The organism is Clostridium sp. BL-8 (assembly GCF_002006495.1).
Classification (GTDB): Bacteria; Bacillota; Clostridia; order Clostridiales; family Clostridiaceae; genus Clostridium.
Map to the genome: position 1 here is coordinate 15,774 of NZ_LZZL01000047.1, position 24,456 is coordinate 40,229.

At 30.5% G+C, this 24,456-nt stretch carries 24 protein-coding genes; all 24 read left to right on the forward strand.

Features of this window, described 5'->3' with window-relative positions; translation table 11 throughout:
• Positions 1–1,521 carry a YifB family Mg chelatase-like AAA ATPase gene (locus CLOBL_RS16120; RefSeq protein WP_077859980.1) on the forward strand — a complete coding sequence of 507 codons (1,521 nt, stop codon included), beginning with the start codon at positions 1–3 and terminating at the stop codon, positions 1,519–1,521.
• 16 nt (positions 1,522–1,537) lie between these two features.
• Positions 1,538–2,593, forward strand: coding sequence for a DNA-processing protein DprA (dprA, locus tag CLOBL_RS16125; RefSeq protein ID WP_077859999.1), 1,056 nt, complete (start codon positions 1,538–1,540; stop codon positions 2,591–2,593).
• A 47-nt stretch (positions 2,594–2,640) separates the two neighbouring features.
• Positions 2,641–4,740, forward strand: a complete 2,100-nt coding sequence (gene topA / locus CLOBL_RS16130) for a type I DNA topoisomerase (protein ID WP_077859981.1) — start codon at positions 2,641–2,643, stop codon at positions 4,738–4,740.
• A 199-nt stretch (positions 4,741–4,939) separates the two neighbouring features.
• On the forward strand, positions 4,940–5,716 hold the full coding sequence (codY, locus tag CLOBL_RS16135; RefSeq protein WP_077859982.1) for a GTP-sensing pleiotropic transcriptional regulator CodY: 777 nt from the start codon (positions 4,940–4,942) through the stop codon (positions 5,714–5,716).
• 269 nt (positions 5,717–5,985) lie between these two features.
• Entirely contained in the window at positions 5,986–6,690 is a 705-nt protein-coding gene (rpsB, locus tag CLOBL_RS16140; protein WP_009169159.1) for a 30S ribosomal protein S2, read from the forward strand.
• Between the two features lie 242 nt (positions 6,691–6,932).
• On the forward strand, positions 6,933–7,850 hold the full coding sequence (gene tsf / locus CLOBL_RS16145) for a translation elongation factor Ts (protein WP_077859983.1): 918 nt from the start codon (positions 6,933–6,935) through the stop codon (positions 7,848–7,850).
• A 165-nt stretch (positions 7,851–8,015) separates the two neighbouring features.
• The gene (gene pyrH, locus CLOBL_RS16150) at positions 8,016–8,738 is read left to right on the forward strand and encodes a UMP kinase (RefSeq protein WP_009169161.1); all 723 of its coding nucleotides are present in this window, start codon (positions 8,016–8,018) and stop codon (positions 8,736–8,738) included.
• A 63-nt stretch (positions 8,739–8,801) separates the two neighbouring features.
• Complete coding sequence (gene frr, locus CLOBL_RS16155) at positions 8,802–9,359, forward strand: ribosome recycling factor (protein WP_009169162.1); 558 nt, start codon at positions 8,802–8,804, stop codon at positions 9,357–9,359.
• Positions 9,360–9,654: 295 nt separating this feature from the next.
• Complete coding sequence (locus tag CLOBL_RS16160; protein ID WP_009169163.1) at positions 9,655–10,413, forward strand: isoprenyl transferase; 759 nt, start codon at positions 9,655–9,657, stop codon at positions 10,411–10,413.
• Between the two features lie 15 nt (positions 10,414–10,428).
• Positions 10,429–11,223, forward strand: coding sequence for a phosphatidate cytidylyltransferase (locus tag CLOBL_RS16165; RefSeq protein ID WP_077859984.1), 795 nt, complete (start codon positions 10,429–10,431; stop codon positions 11,221–11,223).
• A gap of 157 nt (positions 11,224–11,380) precedes the next feature.
• A complete protein-coding gene (locus tag CLOBL_RS16170) occupies positions 11,381–12,370 on the forward strand; it encodes an AI-2E family transporter (protein ID WP_077859985.1) in 990 nt (329 codons plus the stop codon).
• A gap of 170 nt (positions 12,371–12,540) precedes the next feature.
• On the forward strand, positions 12,541–13,704 hold the full coding sequence (gene dxr / locus CLOBL_RS16175) for a 1-deoxy-D-xylulose-5-phosphate reductoisomerase (protein WP_077859986.1): 1,164 nt from the start codon (positions 12,541–12,543) through the stop codon (positions 13,702–13,704).
• 17 nt (positions 13,705–13,721) lie between these two features.
• The gene (locus CLOBL_RS16180; protein ID WP_077859987.1) at positions 13,722–14,735 is read left to right on the forward strand and encodes a M50 family metallopeptidase; all 1,014 of its coding nucleotides are present in this window, start codon (positions 13,722–13,724) and stop codon (positions 14,733–14,735) included.
• Between the two features lie 180 nt (positions 14,736–14,915).
• Positions 14,916–15,965 (forward strand): flavodoxin-dependent (E)-4-hydroxy-3-methylbut-2-enyl-diphosphate synthase, encoded by a 1,050-nt coding sequence (gene ispG, locus CLOBL_RS16185; protein ID WP_077859988.1) that lies wholly within the window; start codon positions 14,916–14,918, stop codon positions 15,963–15,965.
• A gap of 303 nt (positions 15,966–16,268) precedes the next feature.
• The gene (gene rimP, locus CLOBL_RS16190; RefSeq protein ID WP_009169169.1) at positions 16,269–16,730 is read left to right on the forward strand and encodes a ribosome maturation factor RimP; all 462 of its coding nucleotides are present in this window, start codon (positions 16,269–16,271) and stop codon (positions 16,728–16,730) included.
• A 16-nt stretch (positions 16,731–16,746) separates the two neighbouring features.
• The gene (gene nusA / locus CLOBL_RS16195; protein WP_077859989.1) at positions 16,747–17,934 is read left to right on the forward strand and encodes a transcription termination factor NusA; all 1,188 of its coding nucleotides are present in this window, start codon (positions 16,747–16,749) and stop codon (positions 17,932–17,934) included.
• Between the two features lie 14 nt (positions 17,935–17,948).
• Positions 17,949–18,215 carry a YlxR family protein gene (locus tag CLOBL_RS16200; RefSeq protein ID WP_009169171.1) on the forward strand — a complete coding sequence of 89 codons (267 nt, stop codon included), beginning with the start codon at positions 17,949–17,951 and terminating at the stop codon, positions 18,213–18,215.
• Positions 18,208–18,522 (forward strand): L7Ae/L30e/S12e/Gadd45 family protein, encoded by a 315-nt coding sequence (locus tag CLOBL_RS16205; RefSeq protein WP_077859990.1) that lies wholly within the window; start codon positions 18,208–18,210, stop codon positions 18,520–18,522. Before CLOBL_RS16200 ends, CLOBL_RS16205 begins: the two co-directional genes overlap by 8 nt.
• A gap of 22 nt (positions 18,523–18,544) precedes the next feature.
• Entirely contained in the window at positions 18,545–20,626 is a 2,082-nt protein-coding gene (gene infB, locus CLOBL_RS16210) for a translation initiation factor IF-2 (protein ID WP_077859991.1), read from the forward strand.
• 17 nt (positions 20,627–20,643) lie between these two features.
• Positions 20,644–20,994: a 30S ribosome-binding factor RbfA gene (gene rbfA / locus CLOBL_RS16215; RefSeq protein WP_077859992.1), complete on the forward strand. Its 351-nt coding sequence runs from the start codon at positions 20,644–20,646 to the stop codon at positions 20,992–20,994.
• A complete protein-coding gene (locus tag CLOBL_RS16220; protein ID WP_077859993.1) occupies positions 20,994–21,971 on the forward strand; it encodes a bifunctional oligoribonuclease/PAP phosphatase NrnA in 978 nt (325 codons plus the stop codon). Before rbfA ends, CLOBL_RS16220 begins: the two co-directional genes overlap by 1 nt.
• A 53-nt stretch (positions 21,972–22,024) precedes the next feature.
• Entirely contained in the window at positions 22,025–22,900 is an 876-nt protein-coding gene (truB, locus tag CLOBL_RS16225; RefSeq protein WP_077860000.1) for a tRNA pseudouridine(55) synthase TruB, read from the forward strand.
• Positions 22,901–23,015: 115 nt separating this feature from the next.
• Complete coding sequence (locus CLOBL_RS16230) at positions 23,016–23,927, forward strand: bifunctional riboflavin kinase/FAD synthetase (RefSeq protein ID WP_077859994.1); 912 nt, start codon at positions 23,016–23,018, stop codon at positions 23,925–23,927.
• Positions 23,928–24,130: 203 nt separating this feature from the next.
• Positions 24,131–24,394 carry a 30S ribosomal protein S15 gene (rpsO, locus tag CLOBL_RS16235; protein WP_009169178.1) on the forward strand — a complete coding sequence of 88 codons (264 nt, stop codon included), beginning with the start codon at positions 24,131–24,133 and terminating at the stop codon, positions 24,392–24,394.
• The last annotated feature ends 62 nt before the right edge of the window (positions 24,395–24,456 follow it).

Consider the following 24,456-nt stretch of genomic DNA (forward strand, 5'->3'; position numbering starts at 1 on the left):
ATGGCAGTGAAAATAATAAGCGCAACTCATAATCAATTGGAAGGTTTCTTAATTAATGTTGAAGTAGATATATCTAAGGGGCTACCAATGTTTAACATAGTAGGTCTTCCAGATGCTTCGGTAAAGGAAGCAAAAGAAAGAGTTAGAGCAGCGATTATAAATTGTGGATTTGAATTCCCATTGGGTAGAATTACTATTAACCTAGCACCAGCAGATGTTAGAAAAATTGGATCTTTATTGGATTTACCTATTGCACTTGGAATTCTTATGGAATCTAACCAAATTTGTAGAAAAAACGTAGATGATTATATTATATTTGGAGAATTATCTTTATTTGGTGAATTAAAAGGTGTAAAGGGTACCATACCTATAATAATAGAGGGGGTTCGAAAGAATATTAATAAATTCATATTTCCTTATGACAATTTGGAAGAGACCTATTATTTTAAAGGGGGAAAGTATTATCCTCTAAGGACTTTGAAAGAAGTGATTTCTTATATAACCTATGAAGATATGCTTCCTTATGACGATAGTGATGAAATAAAAGAAAAAGAAGATTATGATTCGTTAGATTATGGTCATATTATAGGGCAATACTCATCTAAGAGAGCATTAGAAATAGCAGCGGCTGGAAAACATAATATTATTCTTTATGGCGAGCCTGGATGTGGAAAGACAATGCTTGCAAAAGCATTGATATCAATTTTACCTTCATTATCCCAAGAGGAACTGTTGGAAGTTGCTAAGATTTATAGTGCATGTGGACTTATTGATAAAGAGTCTTATGTAAAAAGGCCATTTAGAGCACCACATCATACTACAACGAAATTATCATTAATTGGCGGGGGCAAAGAAATAAAGCCTGGAGAAATAACATTAGCCCATAATGGAGTATTGTTTTTGGATGAAATCTTAGAATTTAAAAAGGAAGCATTAGAATCGCTTAGAGAGCCCCTTGAAGAAAAAAGTGTAAATATAACACGGCTTAATGGCAATTATATAATGCCAGCAGACTTTTTGCTTATAGGAGCATTTAATCCCGTAGAAAATAACGAAGATAAAGATTTTAATGATAATAAATACTATTTTAATTCAAAAATAAATAAATATTCAAATAAGTTTTCAAGTGCATTGCTAGATAGAATTGATATTCTAAATTATGTGCCGAGATTAGATTACGATGAAATAAAAAAAGAGAAAGATTCTTATGACTCGAAAATTATGAAAGAGAATGTTCTTAGAGCAATAAAGATTCAAAGACAAAGATTTAAAAATACAACTTACAAATATAATTCAGATATAAAAGGAAAAGATATTTTTGAAATTTGTAGAGTTAATAAGAAATGTGCAGAAATTTTAAAACATTATTATAATACGTCTAATGTATCATTAAGAGGGTATGGAAAAGTAATAAAAATCGCTAGAACTATAGCTGATATAGACAATGAAAAGGATATATCAGAAGGACATATTTTAGAAGCTTTTAGTTATAGAAAAAATATTAATGGAGAAATTATATAGAAAGGGACGAAAAAGTATGAATTATGAATTATGGTTAATACTTCTTGATATATCAAATTTTCAAAAAATAAAGTTAATAAATAAATATAACACAGCAGAAAATGTATATAATAATTTCGAAGAGATTTTAAAAGAAAATAAAATAATAAATAAAAAATTAAAAAATTTTCAGAAAGAAGATTTACATTATCAAGTCTTAAATTTAAAAGAGACATTGTATAGAAAAAGTATTGGATACATTACGTATGATAATCCTTTGTATAGAGAGAAATTGAGTGGAATTTTACATCCGCCATATTTTCTGTTTTATAAGGGGAATATAGAGGTTATAAAAAACAAATCTATAGGAATTGTAGGGGCAAGAAAATGCTCAAATTATGGACTAACTGTAACAAAACTCTTGACAAAGGAGCTTATTACTAATAATATAACGCTTATAAGCGGAGGTGCAAGAGGAGTAGATTCTATTGCACATAAAACTGCTTTAGAAAATGATGGATATAACATATGTGTGCTAGGATGTGGCATAGATATAGTATATCCAGCTGAAAATAAAATGTTATTTTCTCAAATAGCAGAAAAAGGCGTGATAGTTTCAGAATTTTTGATTGGTACAGAACCATTAAGAGAAAATTTTCCTAGAAGGAATAGAATAATTAGCGGGTTAAGCCAAGGGATAATAGTTACAGAAGCTTCTGAAAAAAGTGGATCATTAATAACGGCCAGACTGGCTAATGAGCAGGATAAGAAAGTTATTGCAGTGCCAGGTTCTATACTTTATGAAGGAGCACGAGGTGCTAATAAATTAATTAGAGATGGTGGTGCAGGTGCTTGCACAGATATAAATGATTTACGAGTATTTCTTGATTTAGAATATATAGAAAATCCTATAAAGCTTACACCAGAAAAGAGCGAAATTTTAGATTTAATTACAGATTCGCCAGTTCACATAGATGATATTTTTAAAAATGCATCTGTTGATAGAGGCGCTTTATATGCATTGTTGTTTGAAATGCAGATAAAAAATGAGATTATTTGTTTACCTGGAAATTACTATGTGAAAACAATATAAAAATATGTAGGGGGGTGAATACTTCATATTTTTTATGAAGTTATAATATGGGTCAAAAACTTGTAATTGTTGAGTCACCAGCAAAAGCAAAAACAATCGGAAAGTATTTAGGAAAGAATTATATTGTAGAGGCATCTATGGGACACGTAAGAGACTTGCCAAAAAGTACATTAGGTGTTGATATAGAAAATAATTATACTCCTAAATATATAACAATCAGAGGTAAAGGTGAATTAATAGATAAATTGAGAAAAGCTGCTAAAAAAGCAGATAAAGTTTATTTAGCTACCGACCCTGATAGAGAGGGAGAAGCTATATCATGGCATTTAGCAAATATTTTAAAAATATCAGAAGATGAAACTTGCAGAATTGTATTTAATGAAGTTACAAAGAATGCTGTTAAAGCATCAATAAAACAGGCAAGAAAAATAGACTTAGACCTAGTGGATGCACAGCAGGCAAGAAGAATATTAGATAGATTAGTTGGTTATGAGATAAGCCCAATTTTATGGAGAAATGTAAAATGGGGACTTAGTGCTGGTAGAGTACAATCAGCAGCTTTAAAATTAATATGTGATAGAGAAAAGGAAATAAATGAATTTATTCCCAAGGAATATTGGTCTATAGATTGTACACTTAAAAAGGAAAAGAAAAAATTTCCAGTTAGATTGTCAACCTATAAGGGAAAAAAGATAGAAATCGAAAATGAAGAGACCTCAAATACTATTGTAGAAGAGCTAAAAAGAGGAAAGTTCATTGTTAAAGCTATAAAAAAAGGGAAGAAAAGCAGAAATCCACTTCCACCATTCACTACGAGTACTCTTCAACAGGATGCGAATAGGAAATTAAATTTCATGACTAAAAGAACAATGTCAATAGCACAAGGTCTTTATGAAGGTGTTGAGATAAAAGGTTATGGAACAGTAGGTCTAATAACTTATATGAGAACCGATTCTGTAAGAATTTCTGAAGAAGCACAAGAAGGCGCTAAAAAGTTTATAGGAGATACTTATGGAAAAGAGTATTTGCCAGCTTCAGCAAGAATATATAAAGGAAAGAAGAATATTCAAGATGCCCACGAGGCTATAAGACCTACGTATGTGGAAATTACACCGCAGATGGCAAAAGAGAATTTAACTGCAGAGCAATACAAATTATATTCATTAATATGGAATAGATTTGTAGCAAGTCAAATGGCATCTTGTGAATTGAATACAAATTCCATAGATATAGAAAATGGAGATTATAAATTCAAGGCATCAGGATCAGTAATTGCATTTGATGGTTTCATGAAGATATATGAATATTCGAATGAAGATGATGAAAATTCTGTAATATTACCAGAATTAAAGGAAAATGAAGAGCTTAAATTAGATTCTCTTCAAGGAACTCAACATTTTACACAACCAGCCCCAAGATATACAGAAGCATCTTTTGTTAAATTACTAGAAGAAAAGGGCATAGGTAGACCTAGTACTTATGTACCAACTATTTCGACATTACTCGGAAGAAACTATGTAGTCCGTGAAAAGAAAAATTTAATTCCCACAGAGCTTGGCGAAATTGTAAATAATATAGTGAGCGAATATTTCAAGCAGATTGTTGATGTTGATTTTACAGCAGATATGGAAAAGAAACTCGATGATGTTGAAGATGGAAATGAAAATTGGACACGAATTGTAGAAGAATTCTTTAATCCATTAAAGATTGCAATTGAAAAAGCCGAAAAAGAAATATCAAAGGTTGTAATCGAAGACAAAGTTAGTGATGTAAAATGCGAGAAATGTGGCCGTATGATGGTCATCAAAAGAGGAAGATATGGTGAATTTTTGGCATGCCCTGGGTATCCGGAGTGTAAAAATGCTAAGCCAATAGTTGAAGAGTTAGATGTACCATGCCCAGAATGCGGAAAGCCTATTGTAGCTAAAAAGAGTAAAAAAGGAAAGAAATTCTTTGGGTGCACAGGCTATCCGGAATGTAAATTTGTAAGTTGGTATGAACCAGTAAAAGAAAAATGTCCAAAATGTAATTCGTATATGGTGTTAAAGTATTCAAAGGCCAAAGGAAAGTATATACAATGTTCTAATAGTGAATGTAATTATAAAGAAGAAGTGAAAAAGGATGAAACAGAAGAAAATGAAAAGTAGACACTAGGAAATATAAAAGAAGAGTAACCAACATTATTTTGTCGATAACACAAAAAGAGTGTTGAAATGCGGAATTTTATATGATAAACTAATTTTAGTAGCGACTTGTAAGAAAATTCAATAAATTACGAATATTCTATCAATTACATCTTAAATTTATTAACAATATTGTAATACAGTTGCTGAGGAGGATAACAATATGTCATCATTATTAAATAAAACTAGAATGTTAAATAAAATTCTACAGAAATCTGGTACGGAACCTGTAGCATTTCAAGATATATGCAAGCTTTTGAGCGAAGTTCTTGAATGTAATGTATACATAATAAGTAAAAAAGGAAAAGTACTCGGATATGCTTTTGGTAAAGATTTTGAATGTGATGCTATGAAGAAAAAGGTAATAGAAGATAAGAGATTTCCAGAAGATTATAATAAAACTTTACTTGAGGCGGATGAAACGTTAGCTAACCTTCCTAATGAGGGTAGATGCGTATTTCAGGAAATTGGAAAATGCAAAAAGGTTGATAAACTGTCAACAATAATACCTATTATAGGAAGCAGAGAGAGAACGGGAACATTAATATTAGCTAGATTCGGAAACCCATTTACTGATGATGATTTAGTATTAGTAGAATATAGTGCAACAATTGTAGGAATGGAAATGCTTAGAGCTATGCAGGATGAAATTGCAGAAGAAGCGAGAAAAAAAGCAGTTGTTCAGTTAGCTATAGGAACTCTTTCATATTCTGAGCTAGAGGCTGTTGAACATATTTTTGACGAGTTAAATGGAAATGAAGGATTATTAGTAGCTTCAAAGATAGCAGATAAGGTAGGTATAACTAGAAGTGTTATCGTGAACGCGCTAAGAAAATTCGAAAGTGCTGGAGTAATCGAATCAAGATCCCTTGGTATGAAGGGAACTTATATTAGAATATTAAATGAGAAGCTAATAGAAGAATTGAAGAAAATTAAATAATGTGATAGCTATAGGGAAATATTGACCTATAGCTATTTTTTTATTCTTTAGGAATTTATAATAAAGTTAAATCTGTGTATAAACTTTAATGATTTTGAGAAAACTTTTATAATAATTCATAAATTTTTGTTGATGAGTTAAATACCTTGTGATATACTACTAAAGGTAAGAAAATACACACACTATCCAATTTGTAAATTAGGTGCCCTTAAACTAAGGGAAATTTATGAGCTAAAGATAGTGGAGGTAAAAACCAAGGAGGTAACAAAATGTCAGTAATATCAATGAAACAATTATTAGAAGCAGGTGTACATTTCGGACACCAAACAAGAAGATGGAATCCTAAAATGGCTCCATATATCTTCACAGAAAGAAACGGAATCTATATCATAGATCTTCAAAAAACAGTTAAAAAGGCTGAAGAAGCTTATAACTTCATTAAAGAAGTATCAGAAGAAGGAAAAGATATATTATTCGTTGGAACTAAGAAACAAGCTCAAGAAGCTATTGAAGAAGAAGCAATAAGAAGTAATATGCATTTCGTAAATAACAGATGGTTAGGTGGAATGTTAACAAACTTCTCAACTATTAGAGGTAGAATAAGAAAATTAGAACAAATCGAAAAAATGCAAGAAGATGGAACTTTTGATGTTCTTCCTAAGAAAGAAGTTATAAAACTTAAAGGAGAATTAGAAAAGCTTCAAAAAAATCTTGGTGGTATCAGAAACTTAGATGCTTCAAATGTAGGAGCAATGTTTATTGTTGATCCAAGAAAAGAAAAAAATGCTATATTAGAAGCTAAAATTTTAGGAATTCCAGTAGTAGCTATCGTAGATACTAACTGTGATCCAGAAGAAGTAGATTATGTAATCCCAGGTAATGATGATGCTATCAGAGCTGTTAAATTAATAACTGCTAAAATGGCTGATGCTATTATAGAAGGAAGACAAGGCGAACAATTAGCAGCTGAATAATTAAAGCAAGGTAAGTGAGTTGATTTCAACTTTCCTTGTGAGGATATGAAGAGAAATAATAAGTCCATGATGCGGTTGTTTTTCATTACTTAAATGATTATAATCGCATCATAGTTGGGCTATTAAGTAATTATACTGGAAAGTATAACAAAAATAGACTGGCAAACAGGCTTATTATTTTTTTGAATATACCTAATTAAATGTTAAGGATTACTTTATATATAGAGGAGGAAATTAAAATTATGGCAAATATATCTGCACAATTAGTTAAAGAACTAAGAGAAATGACTGGAGCAAAAATGATGGATTGTAAAAAGGCTCTAGTTGAAACAGAAGGTAGTATTGAAAAGGCAGTAGAATTTTTAAGAGAAAAAGGACTTGCGGATGCGGCTAAAAAATCAGGTAGAGTTGCTGCTGAAGGTATAGTTAAGACATATATTTCAAGTGATAAGAAAACTGGAGCAGTTCTTGAATTCAACTGTGAAACAGATTTCGTTGCATTAAATGAAGAATTTGTTGGTTTTGCTGACAAATTAGCTAAAATGGTAGCTGAAACTTCTGTTACAACAGTAGAAGAACTTCTTAATGAAAAGTTTGAAGGAGATGCTACTGTTACAGAAAGCTTAAAAGCTTTAATAGCAAAACTTGGTGAAAACATGTCAGTAAGAAGATTTACTAAATTCGCTATTGATAATGGAATAGTTAGCAGCTATATTCATGGTGGCGGAAGAATCGGAGTTTTAGTAGAACTTTCTTGCGATAAAGCTTCTGACGTTTTAGATGAAGTTGCTAAAGAAGTTTGTATGCAAATTGCTGCAGCAAACCCATTATTCTTAGGAAAAGATGACGTAGATACAGCATCTATGGAAAAAGAAAAAGAAATTTACAGAGTTCAAGCTTTAAATGAAGGAAAGCCAGAAAACATAGTTGAAAAAATGGTTGTTGGAAGAATTCAAAAGTATTTCAAAGAAGTTTGTCTTTTAGAACAACTTTGGGTTAAGGATAGCGATAAAACAATCACTAAATTCTTAGAAGAAAAATCTAAAGAGGTTGGTTCTCCAATTAAAGTAACTAGATTCGTAAGATACGAAAGAGGAGAAGGAATCGAAGTTGAAAAGGTAGATTTTGCTGAAGAAGTTGCAAGACAAATCGGTAAATAGTTGAAGCCTAAAGAGAACACTTTGTGTTCTCTTTTTTTAAAGCGCAACGAGAAACTAATAGATAAGCAATATTCTATTACTTTTTCATGCGTTTAAGAAGTAAAATAAATATAATTAAAAAAAGGTTTTCAGATAATCCTTAAAATATTTTGGAGGTAATTATAAATGGCAGATTGTAAATACAAGAGAGTGATTTTAAAGCTTTCGGGAGAAGCATTAGCAGGAGTTAATGGATTTGGACTTGATTTTAATGTAGCGAAAAGAATAGCCCTAGAAATTAAGGAATTAGTTGATATGGGTGTTGAAGTGGGAACAGTAGTAGGTGGCGGAAACATCTGGAGAGGCAGAAGTGGAGAAGGCATGGATAGAACTACTGCGGATTATATGGGAATGATGGCAACTTGTATAAATGCTTTAGCACTTCAAGATTCTTTAGAACAAGTTGGAGTTAAAACAAGAGTACAAACTGCTATAGAGATGAAGGAAATTGCGGAACCATTCATAAGAAGAAGAGCAATGAGGCATTTGGAAAAAGGAAGAGTTGTTATTTTTGCAGCTGGTACAGGAAATCCATATTTCTCAACAGATACAACTGCAGCTCTTAGAGCTGCTGAAATTGAAGCAGATGTGATTCTTTTGGCTAAGAAGGTTGATGGGGTTTATGATAAAGATCCTCATAAGTATTCAGATGCAAAAAAATATGATACACTATCATATATAGAGGTATTAGAGCAAGGATTACAAGTAATGGACTCTACAGCGACTTCGTTATGCATGGATAATGAAATTCCAATCCTTGTATTTGGATTAGATGAACCAGGAAATATTAAGAAGGCTATATATGGAGAAAATATAGGTACATTAGTTGCGACACAACCAAGAAAATAACAGATTATTATTTTGTCTATTATTTTCTTTCATGTGACTTAAAAAAGAAATAGGAGGGAAATCATGATTAAGGATATTATTCAAAATGCAGAAGAAAAAATGAAAAAAACAATATCTGTATTAAAATCAGATTTATCAACAATGAAAGCTGGAAGAGCAAACCCAACAATGCTTGACAGAATTCAAGTCGAGTATTATGGAAGCATGTGCCCACTTAGCCAAGTGGCAAATGTTTCAGCTCCAGAGCCAAGAGTACTTATGATAACACCATGGGAAAGACCCATATTAAAAGATATAGAAAAAGCTATTTTAAAATCAGATTTAGGATTAAATCCTTCAAGTGATGGTTCTATTATCAGATTAGTAATACCAGAATTAACAGAGGAAACTAGAAAGAATCTTGTTAAAAATGTAAAGAAAACAGGTGAAGAAGCTAAGGTAGCCGTAAGATCGATTAGAAAAAATGCTAATGATAAAATAAAAGCATTAAAGAAAGATGCTGATTTATCAGAAGATCAAATAAAAAAAGCTGAAGATGATGTTCAAAAGAAGACTGATGCAGTTGTGAAAGAAATAGATGCTATAATTGCTGCAAAGGAAAAAGAGGTCTTATCAGTTTAAGGCATATTATTTCATAAGCCTGAATTTTAAAACCTGCTAAAAAGCAGGTTTTTTTCTTAAAAGAAAAGATTTTGTATGAACTGCTTATTGCATATTTCATTCTTGAAACCTTCTCTATAAGCATTCTAACTTAGTATTCATAGTATAATCTATAAGTAAATACATAAATGAGAAGTGGGTTTCAAATAATAATAAAAAGCTAAGCTTAGCTCAGATGCAAAACATTTAGTTTATATAACTTGCTCAAAATAATATGGCTTAATAAAGTTATGTTAGTAAACTAGGGGGAGAAAATATGTTAAATATATTTAAATCAAAAAAAGAAGAAAATAAAGAATTTGAGCTTGATATGAATAACATACCTAATCATATTGCAATAATAATGGATGGGAATGGACGATGGGCTAAAAGTCAGAACTTACCAAGAAGTATGGGACACAAAGCTGGAATGGAAAGTATTAGAAGGATATTGAAAGAGGCCACAAGACTTGGAGTTAAAAATTTAACTTTATATGCTTTCTCAACTGAAAATTGGGCTAGACCTAAAGATGAAGTTGGAGCAATAATGAAGCTTTTAGTTACTTATTTAAATAAGGAATTGAGAGAATGTCATGAAAATGGTGTTAAAATGAATCTTTTGGGAGATATGTCAAAATTACCTGAAGAGTGTCAAAAAGCATTAGAAAACGCTATAGAGACTACTAAGAACAATACAAAAATAAATTTGAATTTTGCTTTAAATTATGGCGGAAGAGATGAGATTGTTAGAGCGATAAAACTTATTAGTTCAGAAGTGAAAAGTAATAAAATAAATGAAGAGGACATTAATGAGAAATTGGTGGAAGAATATTTATATACAAAAGGTATACCGGATCCAGATATAATTATCAGACCATCTGGTGAGCAAAGGCTTAGTAATTTCTTATTATGGCAATGTGCTTATTCAGAATTTTGGTATGCAAATATAAATTGGCCGGATTTTAAGGAAAAGGATCTACAAAGAGCTATAGCGGATTATCAAAATAGGGATAGGCGCTTTGGAAAAGTAAAATAGGGGAGTGATTAGATTTTGAAGTCTGATAATAGATATCTAGGTGCAGCTATGATTGCTCCGTTTATCATATTTGTTTTTCTTGGAGGAATTTATCTTAAAGGGTTTGTTTTTGCAATATCTATAATGGCACTATGGGAATTTTACAATGCATTAAAAGAGAAAAATTTAAAGCCAATAAAGAGTATAGGGTATATTTTATTGATAATATATTATCTTTTGAATAATAATTTTGAATATATGATGTATATTATTGTTATTGCAACATTTATATTGCTAATACTTCCTGTTATAAATCTGGAGTATACATTCGTAGATGTTTCGCTTACGGTGCTTGGATTTATATACTGTGGAATTTTATTTAGTTTTGTATACTTAATTAATGCAAAAAACAAAGGAGAATTTTTAGTTTGGATCATATTTATTGGTTCATGGCTTTCAGATACAGCAGCATATTATTGTGGCAAGAACTTTGGAAAGCATAAATTATCACCTAAAGTTTCACCTAAGAAAACAATAGAAGGTTCACTTGGTGGCCTTATAGGTGCAATTGTTTTTACAGGAGTTTTTGGAATCGTAATACAGCATTATACTAATATTATGCCAATATATAATTATTTCTTGATAGGTGCGCTATGTGGCTTATTTGGACAATTGGGGGATTTGGTTGCATCTTCAATAAAGAGATATGTAGGAATAAAAGATTATAGTAACTTAATTCCGGGTCATGGAGGAATATTAGATAGATTTGACAGTATAATATTTTCAGCAACTGTAGTTTTTTATTACTTGACATTTATAATAAAAATTTAATAATTATATTGATTTAGAAATTAAACTTTATACTTCAAATATAAAGTTTAATTTTTTTTTTTTCATAAGTATTTTTTATGTAAATGAAATAAGAAGTTTTTAAGAGAAAATTAGATGCATATATTATAAAAGTAGCAATGATTAAAAGTTTAGTGAGGTGAGGATTATTTTTACGGCATATAAGAAACTTTTTTCGCTTTTATTTTCTCTTGTATTAGTAATAATAGTAACATTCTTGATAAAGTACTATTTTAGGCCTTTTTTATCTATGATTATTATGACTGTAATATGTGCGCCTATTTATAAAATTATGATAAAAGCTAAAATTCCGAGTAAAATAGCGGGTGCCTTAAGTATAATAGTTATTAATATATCTATAGTGCTTATTGGAGTATATTTAGGCAGCGAAATATTTTACATATTTAAAAAAGTATATTTTGCAAATTTAGATTTAATAAATAAACTTATTAAAGATATTTCTATTACTTTAAATGTAGATTTAGAAAATATTAAAATAGGAAGAAGTGTAATTTCCATAATTAATGACCAAAATATAAGAAAAGGAGCATTAAGTACTGGGGATGGAATCTTAGCTTATTTTATAGGAAATATATGCACTTTTTTTGTATTGGTAGATAAGCAAAAAATAATAGAATTATTTTCAATGCTATTTCCGATGGAGATAATGACAAAATTTACTGGTCAAAAGAGAAATTTTATTCAAATGATAGGGATTGAAGGAATATTAATTTTAATTTCGACATTAGAAATAATAATAGGTTTTTTGGTGCTTAGGATTCCTGATTGCTTTATGCTTGGGATAATTTGCGGTATATTGGACATTTTGCCTTATGTGGGAACTATAATTGTATTTATTCCAATTATAATATACAATATTATAATGAAGAATTTTATCACTGCATTTGGGCTTATTTGCCTATATGTTTTAGTTGAAATTGTCAGAGAAATATTAGAGGCTAAGTTTTTAGGAAACAAATTAGATATTCATCCTTTGGTTATATTATTATCGATATATATTGGAGTTAAGATATTTGGTCTTCTAGGAATATTAGTCGGACCAATGTATAGCATTATAGCAAAAGAAATAATTTATAGCACAAACCAAGAATTTCACATTAAAAATTAGATTTGCAACTTGTATTCCTGTTATGTGTGAACTAGATAAGATGAATTAACCAGTTATGAGTTGTAAGTGTGTGCAGTATAATCTAAAAATTACAAGTAATAAATCAAGTTTTTGATTTACTTATATATATGATAATGCTAGCTTGGGATTTGCTTTTAGGAGGAAAGAGAATGAAAAAAATTTCTATACTAGGGTGTACTGGTTCAATAGGAACTCAAACGCTGGATGTAATTAGAAAATCAAATGGTGAATTAAGGTTAATAGGAGTGACAGCCAACACTTCTGTAGAAAAAGTCATTGGAATAATAGAAGAATTTAAACCTTCATATGTAGCCATGATGGATTTTAAAAGTGCTCATGAAATAAGAGAATATTGCAAAGTGGGCAATAGATTAGTAGAAGTTTTGGATGGAATAGAAGGACTTAATAAAATAGCTAGTTTAGAGGAAATTGACATAGTAGTGACATCTGTAGTTGGTATGATAGGTTTAGAACCTACCATGAAGGCTATAGAAGCTAAAAAGGATATTGCTCTTGCTAATAAGGAGACATTAGTAGTTGCAGGAGAATTAGTAATGAAAGCAGCTAAAGAAAATAATGTAAAAATACTTCCGGTAGATTCAGAGCATAGTGCTATATTTCAGTCTTTAAGAGGGAATGATACTAATGCTTTAAGAAAAATAATTTTAACTGCATCTGGAGGTCCTTTTAGGGGGAAGATAACAGAAGAACTTATTGATATAAAAGTTGAAGATGCGTTGAAACATCCTAAATGGAATATGGGAAAAAAAATCTCCATAGATTCAGCAACTCTTATGAATAAAGGGCTTGAGGTTATAGAGGCTCATTGGCTTTTTAATTGTAATTATGATAATATACAGGTTGTAGTTCATCCACAGAGTGTTGTACATTCTATGGTTGAATATACTGATGGAAGCATAATAGCACAGCTTGGAGCTCAAGATATGCGATTGCCTATTCAATATGCTTTAAACTATGAGAAAAGGGAGAAGCTTATTGCAGATACAATAGACTTCTATGAAATATCAAAACTAACCTTTGAAAAACCAGATTTAGATACGTTTAAGGCGTTAGAGTTGTCTTTTAAGGCTGGAAGAATAGGGGGGCTTATGCCAACTATTTTGAATGGAGCTAATGAGGCAGCAGTAGAATTATTTTTAAATAAAAAAATAAAATTTTTACAAATACCAAATTTAATAGAAAAGTGTATGGAAGTGTTTAAGGATGAGGTCAAAAAAGAGTTGACTTTAGAGAATATTATTGACTTAGATAAGAGAGTAAAAGAATATGTAATCAAAAAAGTAGTGCTTTAAGGAGGTAAGTTTTTTATATGTATATAATTTTGGCTATTTTAGCTTTCGGAGTTTTAATAATTGTACATGAACTAGGTCATTTTACTTTAGCAAAATTAAATGGTGTAAGAGTTGAAGAATTTTCAATTGGAATGGGACCAAAGATTTTATCTAAACAAGGAAAGGAAACAAAATATTCCTTAGGTATATTTCCAGTTGGTGGATATGTAAAAATGATGGGAGAAGAAGAAACGGTTCAAGATGAAAGAAGTTTTTCTGCTAAACCTCCTTTAAGAAGAATTAGTATAATAATTGCTGGTGTAGTAATGAATTACTTATTAGCAATAGTTATATTTACAACCATAACATATAATTTTGGATACAGACCAACAACTGCTGGCGAAATAGAAAATGGATCAGCTGCATATGAGGCTGGATTAATGAGTGGAGATAAGATTTTGAAGATAGGAAATTCTAAAGTCTTTTACTTTGATGATATTATATTTGATATATATTTATCAAAAGGTCAAACTACTAATTTTCTAGTTGACAGAAACGGTGAGGAGAAGAATATAGTTATAACACCTAAAATTAATGATGAAGGGCAATATAAAATAGGAATGGGGTATCCTGATAAAATAGAAAATCCAAATATCGGAACCAGCTTCAAGCAAAGTTTAAATCAAACAGCATCATTAGTGTCTCAAACATTTAAAGGTCTTAAAATGATATTTACAGGAAAAGCTAATCTTAAAACTGATGTAGGAGGACCGCTTACAATAGTAAAAATGTCTGCAGCAAGTGCTCAAGCGGGAATCTGGAATTTAATTTATTTTGTGGGATTTTTAAGTGTTAACTTGGCCGTATTTAATTTGTTACCATTCCCAGCATTAGATGGTGGATGGTGCGTAATATTATTAATAGAGTTCATAACTAGGAGAAAGGTTCCAGACAAGATAGTTGCAGGATTGAATTATATGGGCTTTGCAACTCTTATAGCATTAATGATACTGGTGACAATAAAAGATATAGTATTCCCAGTACAATTTTAAACAGTTAAAAATTAAGAGTTAAAAGTTAAGAGTTTAGGAAGAAAAGCCTTGGGCCTTTTTAAATAATAATATTTTTTAGAAATCCCTGCAGGGATTTCATCATTAACTCTTAATTCATAACTTATAACTCTTAACTGATTTAGTGTGTTAATTTAGAGAAAGTAAGAGGCGATACGTTAGATGGAGAGAAGAAAATCACGAAAAGTTAAAGTTGGAAATATATATGTTGGAGGAGATGCTCCAATTACAGTACAATCAATGACGACAACGCGTACTAAGGATATAGAGGAAACATTAAAACAAATAGAAAAACTGTATGATGCTGGCTGCGATATTGTAAGATGTGCAGTGCTAGATATGGATGATGCAGAAAGTTTAGGCGAGATAACAAGAAGAGCGTCTATTCCAGTAGTTGCAGATATACATTTTGATTATAAATTGGCATTAAGGGCTATCGAAAATGGTGTTTCAGCTCTTAGAATAAATCCTGGGAATATAGGCAGTGTGGATAGAATTAAGGCTGTAAAAGAAGCCTGCAGCAAGAAGCAGATTCCAATAAGAATTGGGGTTAATTCGGGGTCTCTAGAAAAAGATATTTTGGAGAAGTATGGAATGCCAACGGCTGAAGGTTTAGTTGAAAGTGCATTAAGGCATGTAAAAATTTTAGAAGATTTAGATTTTCGTGATATTGTGATATCGATAAAATCCTCAAATGTGCAGATGATGATAGAGTGCTATAGATTAATCGCGGAAAAATGTGATTATCCTCTTCATTTAGGAGTAACAGAAGCAGGGACTGCTCAAAAGGGAACAATTAAATCAAGCATAGGAATAGGAACACTTCTTTCAGAAGGTATAGGAGATACTATAAGAGTATCACTCACCAGTGACCCTGTAAATGAAGTGAAAGTTGGAATGGAAATTTTAAAAGCATTGGGTTTAAAGAAAAAAGGAATTGAATTTATATCATGTCCTACTTGCGGAAGAACTCAAATTAATTTGATTAAAATTGCAGAAGAGGTTGAAAAGAGATTAGAAAATTGCAAAAAAGACATTAAGGTTGCAGTTATGGGCTGCGTCGTAAATGGCCCAGGGGAAGCAAGAGAGTGTGATCTTGGAATTGCTGGTGGGATTGGAGAAGGAATAATTTTTAAAAAAGGCGAAATAATAAAAAAAGTAAAAGAAGAAGAATTGATAGATGCCCTTATGGAAGAAGTAGAAAAACTTTGAATTAGTTAACAGTTAATTGCCCACAGGATACCCTAAAGGGCATAAACTGTAAATTGATTTAAATTGTTTCTTGTAATATTGATTTGTTTATGTTATCATATAAGAAGATTAATTTCTAATAGCTAGAAAAAAGGAGTGGGAAAATTACCCGCTCTTTCTGTTTGTAACGCAACTAACTTAAGATAGTTGCGTTTTTGATTACAAATTTTAAAAATGCATAAGATATAGACAAATAAATCTAGTTTACATGCTTGATGTTTATATTAGTGTGGGTTTTTAAAAGATGAAAGTGAGGGTTAGAAAATGAAGAAAGACGTATTGATCGAGAAAATTGAAGAATTAGTAAGGCCTATTGTTTTAGAATTATCTTGTCAATTATATTACGTAGAATACGTAAAAGAAAATGGAGATTTTTATTTAAGAATATATATAGATAAAGAAGATGATAGAGTATCGCTTAATGATTGTGAATCAGTTTCAAGAAGGATAAGTGATGTATTAGATGCTGAAGATCCAATTAAAGAGGCGTATTATTTAGAAGTTTCTTCACCTGGTCTTAATAGAGGCTTGTATACTGAAGAACATTTTAAGAGATTTATAGGACGCGAAGTGCTTGTTAAGTTTACAAGTTCAATTAATGGGTCAAAAAGTATAAAAGGAATATTAAAAGATGTCTTGGAAAATGAAATAGTAGTTGAAGGAGACGCAGAAATTAATATTCCAAAAGATAAAATAAAAAATGCAAATTTAGAAGGGGAAATATAACGAGGAGGGTATGAAAATGAATGAAGAGTTTGTAGGTGCTCTTAAAGAATTAGTTAAAGAAAAGGGGATCTCAGAAGATTTACTTTTTACAACTATTCAAGATGCTATGGTTGCAGCATATAAAAAGAATTATGCTAATGCTAATACAAATGCGCAAAACGTTAAAGTTAATATTGATAGAGAAACTGGGGAAATACATGTATATGCTCAAAAGACAGTAGTTGATGAAGTATATGATGACGTAACAGAAATTTCATTAGAAGAAGCAAAAGAAATGAATCCTAAAAGTGAAGTTGATGATGTTATAAATTTAGAAGTAACTCCTAAGAATTTTGGTAGAGTTGCAGCTCAACTTGCAAAACAAGTTGTTACACAAAGAATTAAAGAAGCTGAGAGAAATATCATATATGATGACTACAAGGAAAAAGAATTTGATATAATTACAGGAACTATCTTAAGAAAAGATAAAGGAATGGTTTTTGTTAATTTAGGAAAGTTAGAAGGGGTGATAGGCCCTAATGAACAAATCCCAAATGAGGAATATAAATTCAACGAAAAGTTAAAGCTATATATAGTAGAGGTTAAGAATGGAAGTAAAGGTCCTCAAATCCATGTTTCAAGAACACATCCAGGTTTAGTAAAAAGATTATTTGAACTTGAAGTTCCAGAAATCTTTGAAGGTGTAGTTGAAATCAAAAGCATATCAAGAGAAGCTGGCTCAAGAAGTAAAATAGCTGTATATTCTAATGACGAAGAAGTAGATCCAATGGGAGCATGTGTGGGACCAAAGGGAGTAAGAGTACAAAGTATAGTTAATGAACTAAAGAATGAAAAGATAGACATAATAAAGTGGAGCAAGGATCCAAAAGAATTTATAGCTAATTCTTTAAGCCCAGCTAAAGTCTTAAGTGTAGATGTTGATGAAGAAAGCAAATCAGCTAAGGTTGTTGTTGATGATAATCAGCTTTCACTTGCAATAGGTAAAGAAGGTCAAAATGTAAGACTTGCAGCTAAGCTTACAAATTGGAAAATAGATATTAAGAGTAAATCTCAAAAAGAAGCACAAGATGAAGAAGATGAAAGAATTTTAAATACTGAAGTAGAAATAGAAAATGAACAAATTAACGATTTTGATGTTTCAGATGATATTGAAGTTGATGAAGAAAATGATTCAGAAACTTCAATTAAAGAAATAGAAGAATAAAGGGGTGCTTTTTCATGAAGGTTAAGAAAATTCCTTTAAGAATGTGCACTGGTTGCATGGAAATGAAACCAAAGAAAGAATTAATAAGAGTAGTAAAAACTCCAGAAGGGGAAGTCTGCGTGGATTTAACTGGTAAAAAATCAGGAAGAGGCGCATATGTTTGTAAGAACATTGAGTGTTTTGAAAAAGCATTTAAGACGAAGAGACTAAGTAGAAATCTTGAAATACCTATAAGTGAAGAAGTTTATGAAAAACTAAAGGAAGAAATTGGTGATGAATAAGTTTTTTAATTTTTTGAGTATTGCAAAAAAGTCTGGAGCTTTACTTGAAGGATATAGTAAATGCGATGACTTAAGAAATAAAACTAAAATATATTTGTTTATAATGTCGGAAGACTTATCAAATGCATCTAGAAATAAATTTAAAAAACATTGTATAGAAAAAAAAATACCATATATTGAAGATTTCCAAAAAGAACAATTAGGAATTGCAATTGGACGTAATGAGATTATGATCCTAGGAATCTTGGATAAGAATATAGCAGATAAATTATTAATGCTATATGAGGAGGAAAAAATATATGAGTAGATAATAATACGGGGGTGACTGCATGTCAAAAATAAGAGTACATGAATTAGCAAAAGAATTAAACATAGAGTCAAAGGAATTAATAACTATATTAATGGAAGAATTTAATATAGAAGTAAAAAATCATATGAGTACAATTGAAGATGAAGATGCTGTTTTAATTAAGGAATTATTAGCAGGAAGATCAGAAGAAAATTCAGCAGCGAAAACTGAAAGTAAAAAGAGCATCGTAGATTTATATGAAGACGAATTAGCTGAACAACTTAATAACGTAAGCAAAAAAAAGAAAAAAACTAAAAAAGAAGAAGAAGCAGAGCTAAAGGCAGAAAAAGAAAAGAACATGGAAAATGCTCCAGTAATAGAAATAGGTGCAAGCATAACGGTTAAAGAATTGGCTGAAAAGTTAAATAAATCTTCAAATGATGTAATAAGAACACTGATTTTTTCTGGAGTTATGGCTGGAATAAATCAAGAAATAGATTTTGAAACAGCACAAAAAGTATGTACTGAATATGAAGTTATTGTTGAAAAGAAAGAAGAAATTCAAGAATTAGAAGTATTGGAAATAGAGGAAGACGATGAAGCAAACCTTCAAAAGAGACCTCCAATAGTAACTGTTATGGGTCATGTTGACCATGGTAAAACATCTTTACTTGATTCTATAAGAAAAGCAAAGGTTACAGACACTGAAGCAGGTGGTATAACTCAACACATAGGTGCGTATACTATTAAATTGAACGGAGAAGAGATAACATTCTTAGATACTCCTGGTCATGAAGCATTTACAGCAATGAGAGCCAGAGGAGCACAAATTACAGATGTTGTTATATTAGTTGTTGCAGCAGATGATGGAATAATGCCACAAACTAAAGAAGCTATAAATCACTGTAAGGCAGCTGGAGTACCTATGGTAGTTGCAATAAATAAAATTGATAAGCCAGGTGCAAATGTAGATAGAGTAAAGCAGGAGTTAGCTGAACAAGGATTGCTTGCAGAAGATTGGGGTGGAGATACTATTTGTGAAGAAGTATCTGCAAAACAAAATCTAAATATTGATAAATTATTAGAAATGGTTCTTCTTACAGCAGAAATGCTTGAACTTAAAGCTAACAAGAATAGAAGAGCAGTAGGAACTGTAATTGAAGCTAAGCTTGATAAGGGTAGAGGAGCAGTTGCGAGTTTACTAGTTCAAAATGGAACATTAAGAGTAGGAGATTCAATATTAGTTGGTTCTACATATGGTAGAATAAGAGCTATGTTTGATGACACTGGTAAAAAGATAAAATCTGCAGGCCCATCTATTCCAGTAGAAGTTTTAGGACTTTCAGAAGTTCCAGAAGCAGGGGACAGATTTAATCAAGTAAAAGATGAAAAAACTGCTAGAAATATGGCGGATAGCAGAAAAGATAAATTAAAAGCAGAAACTTTACTTGCAAATCATAGAGTTTCACTTGAAGATTTATATAGTCAAATTAAAGAAGGTAAAGTTAAAGAACTTGCTATTATAATAAAAGCAGATGTTCAAGGATCAGTTGAAGCTATTAAGGGTTCACTCGAAAAACTTTCTACAGATGATGTAAAAGTAAGAGTTATCCATGGCGGGGTTGGTGCTATAACTGAAACAGATATAACACTTGCAACAGCATCTAATGCAATAGTTATAGGGTTTAATGTAAGACCTGATAGTAATGCTGCTGCTCAAGCAGATAAAGATGGTGTATATGTTAAAACTTATAGAATCATATATGATGCACTTGATGATGTTAAAGCAGCTATGATAGGAATGCTTGAACCAGAATATAAAGAAGTTATACTTGGAACAGCAGAAGTAAGAACAACTTACAAGATTTCAAACGTTGGAACAATTGCTGGATGTTATGTATTAACTGGTAAGCTTAAGAGAAATGCAGAGACAAGAGTTATTAGAGAAGGAATAGTGATTTTTGAATCTTCACTATCATCATTAAAGAGATTCAAAGATGATGCTAAAGAAGTAAACAGTGGATATGAATGTGGTTTAACTGTTGAAAAATTTAATGATATTAAAGAAGGCGACATCGTTGAATGCTTCGAGATGGAGGCAATTAAGAGAAAAGAACTTTAAAGAGGTGAGAAGCAGACATGGCAAATTATAGAGGTGGAAGAATTAACGAAGAATTTAAAAGAGAAATTAGTAGTTTAATTCAAAATGAAATTAAAGATCCAAGACTTACAGCTATGATTTCAGTTACAGATGTTAATGTTACTAAAGATTTACGATATGCTAAGGTTTATGTAAGTATATTTTCTAAAGATGATGAAGAAAAGAAAAGTAACCTTGAAGCATTAAAGAGTGCAAGTGGATTTATAAGAAAGTCAGTAGGTCAAAAAATAAATTTAAGACACACCCCAGAAATAACTTTTGAATTAGATGATTCTATAAATTATGGTATGCACATGGATGAATTAATTCAAAGGATAAGTAAAGAGTAATGAATAGTCTTAGTGAAATAAAGGCTGAAATTTTAAAATCAAAAAGGATAGGATTATCGTTTCATACATCTCCAGATGGAGATGCTATAGGAAGTACCTTAGCGCTGTTAAATGCGCTAAGATATTTAGGAAAGGATTCTTGCATTATATCAAGAGATGTTATTCCAGATAACCTCTCTTTCCTTTCTTTAGGGAATGAAATTGATGGAAATATATTAGAACCTAAAGAAGATACAGATTTAGTAATAATTCTAGATTGTGGCAATGTGGAGAGAATATCTGCAGATTTAAGTAATTATAAAGGAAAGATAATTAATATTGATCATCATATTTCAAATGATAATTACGGAATGCTTAACTATGTAGACCCTACATCTTCTGCTACATGCGAAATATCATATTTATTAGTTCAAGAATTAGGTATTGATTTAAAGAGTAAATCTGATATTAATGTAGCTATAGGTAGTGCTGTTTATAGTGGAATTGTAACAGATACTGGATCTTTCAGACATTCTAATGTAACTAAGAGAACTCATGATATAGCAGCCAAGCTTATAGAAATTGGAATAGATAATAGTAAAATTCACAGCAGCCTTTTTGATAATAAGCCTTTTGAAAAAATAAAATTAATGGGATGTGTTTTGTCTAATATAGAACTTGTTTTAAATAATAAAGTAGCAGTTCTTCAAATTTCTAAAGAGCTATTAAATGAGCTTAACTTAGAAAAGGTTGATACTTCAGACATAATTAATGTTGGTCTTGGAATTAAGGGTGTAGAGGTGTCAATGCTTTTGAAAGAATCAGATGAAGGAATTAAAGGAAGTTTGAGATCTAAAAATAATGTGGATGTAAGAAAAGTTGCGGAAGTATATGGCGGAGGCGGTCATGTTAAAGCAGCAGGATTAATACAAAAAGGTATAAGCTTAGAAAAAGCCAAAGAAAATTTGTTAAATACTCTTAAAGATGAAATAGAGTAATGAAGAAAGATATAGGAACTTTGCTTATGAGTAATACGAGAAAAACTTCTAACATAAATGGAGTATTAAATATATTTAAAAATAAAGGAATGTCTTCTTTTGATGTAGTAAGAAAGATAAAATTTTTAGCTAATGAAAAAAAAGTTGGGCATACTGGTACATTAGATCCTGAAGCAACTGGCGTTTTGCCAGTATGTATTGGAAGGGCAACAAAGACTATTGATTATATAATGAATAGTAATAAAGGATATGAGGTTAAATTTTTGCTTGGAGTAAAGACAACTACATATGATCTTGAAGGCGAAGTAGTAGAAAGAAATGAAACAAGTCATATTACAGAAGAGGAAGTTTCAAAAGTTGTCCTATCTTTTATTGGAGAATATGATCAAGTTCCTCCAATGTACTCTGCACTTAAGAAAAATGGAGTGAGATTATATGAGTTAGCTAGGCAGGGAATAGAGATTGAAAGAGAAGCTAGAAAAGTTAACATATTTAATATATCTAACCTCAAAATTGATTTACCTTATGTATCTATGAAAGTAGCCTGCTCAAAAGGAACATATATACGAAGTTTATGCTATGATATTGGTGAAAAATTAAAAGTAGGGGCAGCTATGACAGAGTTAAATAGATATGAAACATCTGTTTTTGCACAAGAAAATAGTGTTAATATTGAAGATTTAACTAAAGAAAATATAAGTGATTATATAATAACAATTGAAGAAGCACTTTTCTCTTATCCTAAGTTAACAGTAAATAGCTCATTTACTAAGTTATTAATAAATGGAGTCAAAGTATTCGACAAGAGACTGACAAATGAAAAAAGAGAAAAAAATGTTTTATATAGAGTTTATGATAGTGAAGGTACTTTTATAGGTATTGGAAAACAAGATGATGAAGGCTTTAAAATTGAAAAATTATTAATTTAGGTTAAGCATCCTTAAGAGGATGTGTTTTGAGCATGATTTTAGGTACTATTAAAGAATAATGAACTTAAATTTATTAAATATTATTTTTTAATGTGCTTTATTTAGGAGTAAAGAAATGATTATTATAGATAAAGAATTACAAGATGTTCAAAATTCTAATAATTATATAGCTCTTGGAAGTTTTGATGGACTTCATGTTGGGCATCTATCATTAATATATAAAGTAGTTGAGGTTGCTAAAAAGAATAGTGGTAAAAGCATGGTTTTTACCTTTAAAAATCATCCACGAGCTTTTATAAATAAAGAAAATGCACCAAAACTATTAATGAGCAATGAAAGAAAGCTTGAACTTTTAGAAAATAATAAAGTTGATATAGTATGTTTTGAAGAATTTGATAATGAGTTTATGCAAATAACACCTAAGGAATTCATAGAATATTTAATATTTACTTATAATGCAAAAGGATTTGTTGTAGGATTTAATTTTAAATTTGGATATAAAAACTTAGGAGATGTTGAGCTTTTAAGAGAATTACAAAATAAATATGGATATGAACTATGTGTTATGGAACCATGTACATATAAAAATGAAGTAATAAGCAGCACTAGAATAAGAAAGGCCTTAGAAGATGGAGCGGTTTTAGATGCTTATGAAATGCTCAGCATTCCATATAGCTTAAGTGGAAAAGTCGTTCATGGAAGACAGATAGGGAGAACCATTGGTTTTCCTACAGCAAATTTAAAGTATGATGAAAAATTTGTTTTGCCTAAGATAGGTGTATATTATACCAATATAAAGGTAAATAATAATATATATAAAGGTATTACTTCTGTTGGAAAAAATCCTACAGTGGAAGGCAAAAGCTTAACAGTAGAAACATATATTTTAGACTTCAATGAAGACATATACGGGAAAGAAATAGAAGTTGATTTTATAAAAAAAATTCGAGATGAAAAAAAATTTAATGGTTTAGAAGAGCTAAAAGAACAGCTAGAAAAAGATAAATCATTTGCTAAGGAACAATAACTAAAATAATAACTATTTTTATTTGTTAATTAAATTTTCATGTGCTTAGAAATGAGAATCACATGTCGAGTTTAATAATATAGTTTACAATAATAGTTACTTTTGATATAATATCACATGGAACCTAATTCTAAGTTTTAAGGTGCCATCTTTTTACTTGGAACTAGGGGATAATTAATATAATACACGGAGGTGCACTTATAATGGATAAGGCAAGAAAATTAGAATTAATCAAAAAATTTGGAAGAAGTGAAGGGGATACTGGTTCTCCAGAAGTTCAAATAGCTTTACTTACTGAAAGAATTCAATCTTTAACTGAACATTTAAAGATTCACAAGAAAGATCATCACTCAAGAAGAGGATTATTAATGATGGTTGGTCAAAGAAGAGGTCTTTTAAACTATTTAAGCGATCAAGATATCGAAAGATACAGAACTTTAATCAAAGAATTAGGTTTAAGAAGATAATTTTTAGAGCGGAGTTTTCCGCTCTATTATTTTAAAATATATAGTATAAATTATAATAAAAG